Annotated in this window: 7 protein-coding genes; 5 read left to right on the top strand and 2 right to left on the bottom strand. The window is 60.1% G+C overall.

Annotated features, from left to right (window positions below):
* Positions 1-269: 269 nt before the first annotated feature.
* From OUZ52_RS03925 to OUZ52_RS03935, 3 genes are read left to right on the top strand one after another with little or no spacing between them, the layout of a single operon-like run.
* Positions 270-1,685, top strand: coding sequence for an MBOAT family O-acyltransferase (locus tag OUZ52_RS03925; protein WP_266157010.1), 1,416 nt, complete (start codon positions 270-272; stop codon positions 1,683-1,685).
* A gap of 11 nt (positions 1,686-1,696) precedes the next feature.
* Positions 1,697-2,887, top strand: a complete 1,191-nt coding sequence (locus OUZ52_RS03930) for a DUF459 domain-containing protein (protein ID WP_266157011.1) — start codon at positions 1,697-1,699, stop codon at positions 2,885-2,887.
* Complete coding sequence (locus OUZ52_RS03935) at positions 2,887-3,996, top strand: dienelactone hydrolase family protein (protein WP_266157012.1); 1,110 nt, start codon at positions 2,887-2,889, stop codon at positions 3,994-3,996. Before OUZ52_RS03930 ends, OUZ52_RS03935 begins: the two co-directional genes overlap by 1 nt.
* A 33-nt stretch (positions 3,997-4,029) precedes the next feature.
* Here the strand turns inward: OUZ52_RS03935 and OUZ52_RS03940 are convergent, their stop codons facing one another.
* Positions 4,030-5,034 carry a bile acid:sodium symporter family protein gene (locus OUZ52_RS03940; protein ID WP_266157013.1) on the bottom strand — a complete coding sequence of 335 codons (1,005 nt, stop codon included), beginning with the start codon at positions 5,032-5,034 and terminating at the stop codon, positions 4,030-4,032.
* 94 nt (positions 5,035-5,128) lie between these two features.
* Here OUZ52_RS03940 and OUZ52_RS03945 point away from each other — a divergent pair, with 94 nt between their 5' ends.
* Positions 5,129-6,046 (top strand): LysR family transcriptional regulator, encoded by a 918-nt coding sequence (locus OUZ52_RS03945; protein ID WP_266157014.1) that lies wholly within the window; start codon positions 5,129-5,131, stop codon positions 6,044-6,046.
* 500 nt (positions 6,047-6,546) lie between these two features.
* Positions 6,547-8,151, top strand: coding sequence for a carboxylesterase/lipase family protein (locus OUZ52_RS03950; RefSeq protein ID WP_266157016.1), 1,605 nt, complete (start codon positions 6,547-6,549; stop codon positions 8,149-8,151).
* A 104-nt stretch (positions 8,152-8,255) separates the two neighbouring features.
* On the opposite strand, the gene OUZ52_RS03955 is transcribed toward OUZ52_RS03950, so the two are convergent.
* On the bottom strand, positions 8,256-8,621 hold the full coding sequence (locus tag OUZ52_RS03955) for an EamA family transporter (protein WP_266157017.1): 366 nt from the start codon (positions 8,619-8,621) through the stop codon (positions 8,256-8,258).
* Position 8,622 lies beyond the last annotated feature (1 nt).

Genomic DNA, 8,622 nt, shown 5'->3' on the forward strand with positions numbered 1-8,622 from the left:
GATCGATAGAACCATCGCGCACAGGCCATGCCTGCGACAGCGCCTTGTCCCAATCTCGCCAGATTTTCTAGGTAAGATGCGCTCGCCTGCGCCACGACATCGATGCGCGGGAGGGGAGCTACAAAAAACTCAGGCAAGGAAGCCGCTCTAGGTGAAACGGACATCTAATTCAGCAACGCAACCGATGCGGCACCGCCTCTTTGCCCGCCATGTGCAGCTCTGCGCATGGTGCCATAGCAGCCGCGCGAACAGGCTTTAGGGGAGCCCGTATGCTGTTTCCTACCGTCGAATTCGGATTATTTTTCCTGCTGACGCTAGGCGTGGCATGGCCGCTGGCGCGCCGGCTGGCCTGGCATAACGGGTTTCTGTTACTCGTCAGCTATGTGTTCTATGGCTTTTGGAACTGGGCTTATGTGCCCCTGCTGTTCGGCCTGTCGCTGTTCGCCGCACTGGTAGCGCAGCGCAGTCAGCGCAGCACCCGGGCCAGCGTGCGCAAGGCATGGCTGGTCGGCGGTGTCATCGTCTGCCTGGCAGTGTTGGTCTACTACAAGTACACCGGCTTTGTGCTGCAAAACCTGCTGGATCTATGGCGCCAGGTCGGCACCCCGCCCGCACTTCAACTGGAAAGCCCGCTGCTGCCGCTGGGCATTTCGTTCTTTGTCTTCCACGCCATTTCGTTGCTCGGCGATGTTTATCGGCAGAAGCTGAAAGAGCCGGTGCGCATACCGGATGCGCTGCTTTACGTGGCGTTTTTCCCGCAGCTGATCGCCGGCCCGATCTTGCGCGCCTCGGATTTCATCCCGCAGCTGGCGAAATCCCCCGACCCGCAGGCGATCTTCGTCAACCGTGGGCTGATGCTGATCGTGATCGGCCTGATCAAAAAGGTCATCATCTCCAATCAACTGGCAACCGCCCTGGTCGATCCGGCCTTTGCCGCACCGCAAGCGCTGGCCGGCCCGGATATGCTGCTGGCCGTGTATGGCTACGCGGTGCAGATTTATTGCGATTTCTCCGGCTATACCGATATCGCGATCGGCTGCGCGCTGCTGCTCGGCTATCGTTTTCCGGACAATTTCAATCGGCCTTACACCGCCACCGACCCGCAGGATTTCTGGCGTCGCTGGCATATCTCGCTGTCCAGTTGGCTGCGCGATTATTTGTATATTCCGCTCGGTGGCTCGCACGGCGGCCGCTGGTTTACCGCACGCAATTTGATGATCACCATGTTGCTCGGCGGCCTCTGGCACGGCGCATCGTGGACCTTTGTCATCTGGGGTGGCCTGCACGGCATGTATCTCATCGTCCATCGCCTATGGACGGCCGTACCTGGGCTGACGCGACTGCGCACCTCCAACGCATGGCGCTGGATCGCCCGCCTGCTGATGTTTCATGCGGTGTGCGCGGCCTGGGTGTTCTTTCGTGCGCCATCGATGCAACAAGCGCTGGACGTGTTCGCGCGCCTCGCGGTAAGCGGCCCACTGACCCTTGCCGGCAGCAGCGTGGTCGCCCTGCTCTTGCTCGGCCTGGCCGGACAGTACCTGCCGCCGCGCTGGCATGACGCGCTGGAGAACGAGTTGTCACGCTGGTCCGCGCCCCTGCGTGGCGCCGCCCTGGCGGTTTCATTGTTTGCCATCGAGTTGCTCGGCCCCAGTGGGGTCGCGCCATTTATCTACTTCCAGTTTTAAGAGCCTGTTCCATGACTGAGCAGCGATTGAACCTGACCGACTCGTCCCGCAGCCTGGCCTGGTTGCTACTGGTCTTCGCCATCCTTACCGCCCTGTTGGAATCCGGCGGTTTGCGAGTATGGGCGCAACGGCTGGACATCGGCCCCTGGCGCAACCTTAGCCTGCCCGCTGCCGACGCCTTGCATACGGCGATAGCGCCGTTGGGTATCGACCGGCTGCGCCAAGGCGCGCTGGCGAATCTCGAAAAGCTGCGTCACGACATCCCGCCGGCACCAGCAGCACCCGCCGTGGCGGCAGCGGCCGTGACGGCACCGATTTGTCCGGCACCGATCAGCGCCAACTTATGGACGTCCATCGCGCCGGCCGCCGCCACGTTCTCGACACCGTTCATCGCCACCCCCGCTGCGCCCGCATCAGCCCAAGCCAGCGCAGCGGCAACAAGCAGCAGCATCGACGTCTCGACACTGTCCACCATCATCCTGCCCTTGTCGACGGAGTTGCCGCCGTTGCCGGCAAAACGCTCGGCGGGGCCGCGGGTTATCGCCCTGGTCGGCGATTCGATGATGACGGTGGGCCTGAGCGCCGACTTGCTGCGCGGCATGGCCGGTCATAGCGAATTGAAGCCGTTGCGCGCCTTTCGCTCCGGCACCGGCTTGAGCCGGCCGGAAGTATTCGACTGGATGCACGAATACCCCACCATGTTGAATGGAGAGCAGCCCGAGGCGGTCATCGTGGCCATCGGCGCGAACGACGGCCAGGGTTTCGTGGTCGATGGCAAGGTGCTGGCCTTCGGCACCGACGAATGGATTGCCGTGTATGAAAGCCGCCTCAAGCATTTTCTGGACATGCTCACCCGCGATGGCGCCCAGGTGATCTGGGCCAGCATGCCGCCGATGCGCAATGCCAAACATAACGAGCGCATGCTTGAGATCAATCGCATCGCCTATCACGTAGTCAGCCAGAACCCGCATGCTTACTGGTGGAATATCACCCCGTATGTCGGCGACCCTGCCGGTCAGTTTCGCGAGTTTGCGCAAGCGCAGAATGGCAGTGTCACGCGCATCCGCCAGCCCGATGGCATCCACCTCTCCGATCAAGGCGCCGCCTTGCTGACTCCGGCATTGCTACATTGGCTGGAGTCATCGGCCGAACCCTCCTCTGCCGATATCCGCCGCCCCACCACCTCGGTAGCCTCGCCCTGATGAATGCACGCACGACCTTATCCTGCCGCCGTGCCGCCGCCGCACTGGCGCTGATGTTGTTGCAGGCCGGCATGCCGGCGCTGGCGCAATCGCGCGATGAGCTGGAAGCGCAATTCGGCCCGCAAGCACTGGAGCAACGCCACACGCATGCCGCCGTCGACGTCATCACGCTGGGCGATGGTGCGCAGCGTGTTTACGTATTCGTTCCAGTAGAGCCCGCTTTGCACGGCAAGGTGCCGATGGTGTTTCTGCATCACGGCTGGCAGGGCATGAACCCGAAAAACTTCGGCGGCTTGATCGACCATCTCGCCCGCAGCGGCCAGGTGGTGATTTATCCGGTTTACCAGGAATCCGCGCAAACCTCGCCGCAAATCGTCACGCAGGCAGCAGCCCAGGCCGACCGACGCGCGCTGGCGGCCTTGGCCGAGCAGCGTCAGCTCACGCCAGATCCGCAACGCGTGCTGTACTACGGCTATTCCATGGGTGCCGCGATCTCGCTCAACCTTGCACTGGACCCCAAGCGTTATCAGCTGCCCGCGCCCACTGCGCTGGTGCTGAGTGCCCCGGGCGATGCTTATCACGTGGTTCACGGCGAGCAAGGCCGCAGCATCATTGGCCCGGTCGAAAAACTTCCCGCCGATCTGCCGGTCGCCATCATCGCCGGCAGCGCCGATACATCGATCGGATTACCCACCGGCCGCAGCCTGGCCGCACGCCTTTGCGGCATTCGCGCGGATCGCCGCGTGCTGATGGTGTTCTCCAGCGATGAGAACAACGGCACGAAGGTACTCGCCGGTCACGGCTCGCCCGGTGCGCCGGACAGCCGCTACGACTTCCCCCTGACCAAGCGCGTGGCAGGCGGCAACCCACCCAATCACAGCATCCCTACCCATATCGCTGGCCGCCATGGCTTTGAAGCCTCCGGCTCGCTCAATCAGCTGGATTTCTACGGCTATTGGAAAGTGCTCGATGCGATGATCGACGGCCTGCGCGACAAGCAACTGCCCGACACCGTGTTCGGCCATGGCACACCGACCCAGCTCTATCTCGGCAGCTGGCCCGATGGCAGCGCCTACACACCGATCACGCTGGAACAACCCTGCTCCTGAAGCGCTTATCTCTTCCGAAGCAACACCGGTACCTCAATCGCCAGCGTCCGCAGGCGCGACCTTCGTCGCTCTAAGCTCTCCGCGTTGCGCATAGCGCCGCGCCAATACCGCACACGTCATCAGCTGGATCTGATGAAACAACATGATCGGCAGCACGATCGCCCCCAACGGATGCCCCGCAAACAGCACCTTGGCCATCGGCACCCCGCTAGCCAGACTTTTCTTCGAGCCACAAAACACAATCGTGATCTCATCATCCCGATCAAAGCCAAGCGCACGCGAGCCATAACGAGTCGCCAGCAGCGCCAAGGTCAACAACACCACATTGACCACCAGCAGACCGATCAACACCGGCACCGGCATCTGCTTCCAAAGCCCTTGCAACACCGCCGTACTGAAAGCGGTATAGACCACCAGCAGAATCGAGCCCTGATCCACATAACGCAGCAGGCCGCGATGACGCTCGACCCAGCTGCCGATCCAGCGCTGCATGACCTGACCCGCCACGAACGGCACCAGCAACTGCAACACGATTTTGCCGATCGCATCCCACGACATACCGCCCTGCCCGTGCGATTCCAGCATGAACCCGACCAGCAGCGGCGTAATGAAGATGCCCAGCATGCTGGAAGCGGAAGCAGCGCAGATCGCGGCCGGGATATTGCCGCGCGCCATCGAGGTAAAGGCAATCGATGACTGCACCGTGGAGGGCAGCGTGCACAGGAACAGCACGCCCAGGTACAAGTCAGGTGTCACCAGCGGTGACAGTACCGGCTTCAGCAGCAGACCTAACAAAGGGAACAGCACGAAGGTGCTGGCGAGCACGGTCAGGTGCAGCCGCCACTGCGTCATCCCGGCCACCACCGCTTCGCGCGACAACTTGGCCCCGTGCAAGAAGAACAGCAGGGCAATCGCCGCATCGGTCAGCAGATTGAATAACTGTGCCGCACTGCCGCGGCACGGCAGGATGCTGGCGAGCGCTACCGTCGTCAGCAACGCACAGGTAAAACCATCAGGGAGAAAGCGGCGCAGAAACATGGCCAGCGGCAACTCAGGAGAAGATGCGGCTATTGCAGCGCGTCATCATTGATAAATCAAATCGCTTTATCTTATCTATTGATACCATATCGGTATGAATATCAGCCTGCGCCAGCTGCGTGCCTTTCTCGCCGTCGCCAAACAGCGGCATTTTCGCCGTGCCGCCGAAAGCCTGCACCTGACCCAGCCGGCCATCAGCCGGCATATCGCCGACCTTGAGGCCGAACTCAATATTCGTCTGTTCGACCGGAACACCCGTGAAGTAGTCCCTACCGAAGCAGGCCGTTACCTGCAAAGCGCGATAGAACGAGTGCTGGATGAGCTGGAGGGCGTGCTTGCGCATGTCCACTCCGAGAGTGAGCGGCGTCATGGCAAGGTACGCGTGGCGGCGGTGCCCACGCTTTCCGCCGAGCTGATGCCAGCATGTATTGCCGCCTGTACCCGCAGCTATCCCGAGCTGACCGTCTTGCTGCATGACCAGTCACAAACCTTGGTACTGGACAGCGTGCGCGGTGGCGAAGTGGATTTCGGCCTGGCGATCGAGCCGCCCGATACCGAGGCTTTCGACAGCGAAACCATCCTGCACGACCCGTTCGTGCTGGTTTGCCGCAACGATCACCCGCTGACACGCTTTGCCAGCGTGCCATGGAAAAAACTGCAGCAAGAAAAACTGGTGCTGCTCGACTACTCCTCGGGCAGTCGCCGGCTGATCGATCAGCAACTAGCGGCTCAAGGCGTCGATGCCAACGTGGTACAGCAGGCCGGCCATACCCACACCGCCTTTCGCATGGTCGAAGCCGGCCTGGGTATCACTGTGACGCCGGGCCTGGCGCTGCCGATCTCCGAGCAGTTGACCGTGCGTCCGCTGACACCCACGGTAAAACGTGCCATTACGCTTATCCGCCGACGTCATCGCTCGTTATCGCCGGTGGCCGAGCTGGTCTGGGCGCAAATTCGTGAAACCGCCAGCGGGTTATCGCAAAACCAGCTCAATCGCCTGAAACCACGCTGACATAAGCACGAGTGCCAGGTTACAGACCACCGCAAAGAAAACGCAGCCCCGAAATACATCGGCCCCGCTCCATCAGTGAATCGACAGACGCATCAACCGAAGAGAGCAGAGCTGGATCCGGCTGACTCGCAGCATTCATCACATGGCATAAACCATGGAATGAATACGATTATATCGGCGATTACATCCACTGCCGAAACCAACGCCATGGAGTAATGCATAGTCGCATTGACTCAAGCTTCACGGCATATCAACGCGGCAAATCAAAATAATAGCCGCAACGCATTTCACCGCAGTCATTTACATGCAACCACGCAACATAAGGCCGTCTTTACTTACGGCGGCTTAATCGTGCCCTTTTAAACATCCACGTCGACATAGCATACGAAATCCTTCAGATACCTCACTTCATCGATAAATTACGCCTTGGCAAAAATACCAAAAATGACACGAGGCAAATCAAATCCCATGTATCTGACAACGCTAAGGAGCATAGGTCGATGTCAAACAACAACGAACCGCAGGTCACCACCAAGGAAGGGCCCATTCTGGGCTCCGTCGATGACAATATTTTCGTATTCAAGGGCATTCCCTACGCGGCCGCGCCGCTCGACACGCTGCGTTGGCGCCCACCGCAACCGGTACAACATTGGAGCAAGCCGCTCGTAGCAAAAGAAAACGGCAACTCCAGCCTTCAAGATTGGGAGCTGTGCGAGGAGATCGGCGGCGGCGACCCCAGGCCGCTGCACGAAGACTGCCTGTACTTGAATGTATGGACACCTCAGATCGATACCAAAACCGCACTACTGCCGGTCATGGTGTGGATTCACGGCGGTGGCTATGTGATCGGCTCGGGCGGCCTGCCGATATATATCGGAACACCGCTGGCCAAGCGCGCGGCGGTGGTGGTCAGCATCAACTATCGCCTTGGGCATCTGGGCTTTTTTGCGCACCCCGCGCTGGATCAGGAGTATCCGCCCGGCGAAGTGGTGAATAACTTCGCACTACTGGATCAGATCGCCGCGCTGGAGTGGGTGCAACGCAATATCGCGAGCTTTGGCGGCGACCCGGGCAATGTGACCATCTTCGGGCAGTCGGCAGGTGGCCGCAGCGTATTGTCGCTGTTCGCTTCGCCAGGGGCGAAGGGGCTGTTCCACAAAGGCATAGCGCAAAGCGTGTACGGATTGCCCGACGCCACCCGGCAGGATGCGCTTGAACGAGGCGAGGCCTTTGCCGCTTACTACAACGTGCGCGGAACAAATCCCACCGACATCGCGGCCGAGCTACGTGGCCTGGATGCGGACGACTTCTGGAAAATCGACGCCAAGGAAGCGCGGTTTGGCGGGCCGGTTCCGATCAGTGGCGACAGCGTATTGCCCTTGCCGATTCTTGATGTTTTCGAACAGAGCGGACAAGCCAGCCTGCCGCTGATCATCGGCAATACCAGCGATGACTCAAGCGTATTGACAGACTTCGGCTTTGGTCCCGAGGATGTGATCGATGCCTTGCGCAAGGCCGGGCAATACGAGGCCGTCAAACTGCTTTATCCAGGCCTCGACGATGATGAGCTAGGCCGCCAGGTCGGACGCGATCTGTTATTCACCACCATGTCATACCTGATCGCGGAGAAGCATCGCCTGGCCGGGGCGCCCAGCTGGCGCTATTACTTCGATTATGTGGCAGAGAAAATCCGCGCTGATTACCCCAATGGCGCGCGCCATGGCGACGAAGTCCCTTATGTACTCGACACCGGCAGCATCGCCCCACCCACGAATGCCTATTTTTCGGAACAAGACCAGACATTTGCGGAAGATGTCAGCCATTACTGGCTGCAGTTCGCCCGCTCAACATCCAATGCATCCACATCTATTGCAGGCGTGGTTACCTGGCCTAAACATAATGGCCCACCGATCATTGTGATCAGAAATAACCAGACGATGGGCTTTGGCAAGAACTCAGGCAACACCATCGCACTGGAAGAGAATTTCATGTGGCTGCGGGTGAGTATTTTCGAGCCGATCCTCAAGGATCTGGCCGAGATCATTCCCAAGAAAGCCGGACGTATTCACTCCCTTCTGCAAGCCAGCTCCTATCAGCAAGCCTGATCGGATAAACACTACGTTAAAGTAAAGGCGCCGGATCACGAAAACGCACATAGCGAACATCGTGACCGGCGCCATCGCCCGCTATAGCGCTGAACCCGACGACTTCAGAATACCGCGATGACAATGGCCCCGGCGAGAATCAGCGCGCCACCGATGGCCAGCGACCAGCTCAGCTGTTCGCCCAGAAACACCAATCCGAACACGATGGCGAGTGCGACACTGAATTTGTCGATCGGCGCCACCTTACTGACCGGGCCCAGTTGCAGCGCACGGTAGTAGCAAAGCCACGAAAGCCCGGTGGCGATCCCCGACAACACCAGAAACACCCAGCTGTTGAGCGGCAGGCCGCTGGGCTTGCTCCACTCGTGCCGCAGGCTGAGGATGCCTGCGGTGACGAGCAAGATCACGATGGTGCGGATGAAGGTGGCGAGGTTGGAATTGATACCCGCCACGCCAAGTTTGCCGAACAAT

The sequence above is a fragment of the Dyella silvatica genome (assembly GCF_026283955.1).
Taxonomy (GTDB): domain Bacteria; phylum Pseudomonadota; class Gammaproteobacteria; order Xanthomonadales; family Rhodanobacteraceae; genus Dyella_C; species Dyella_C silvatica.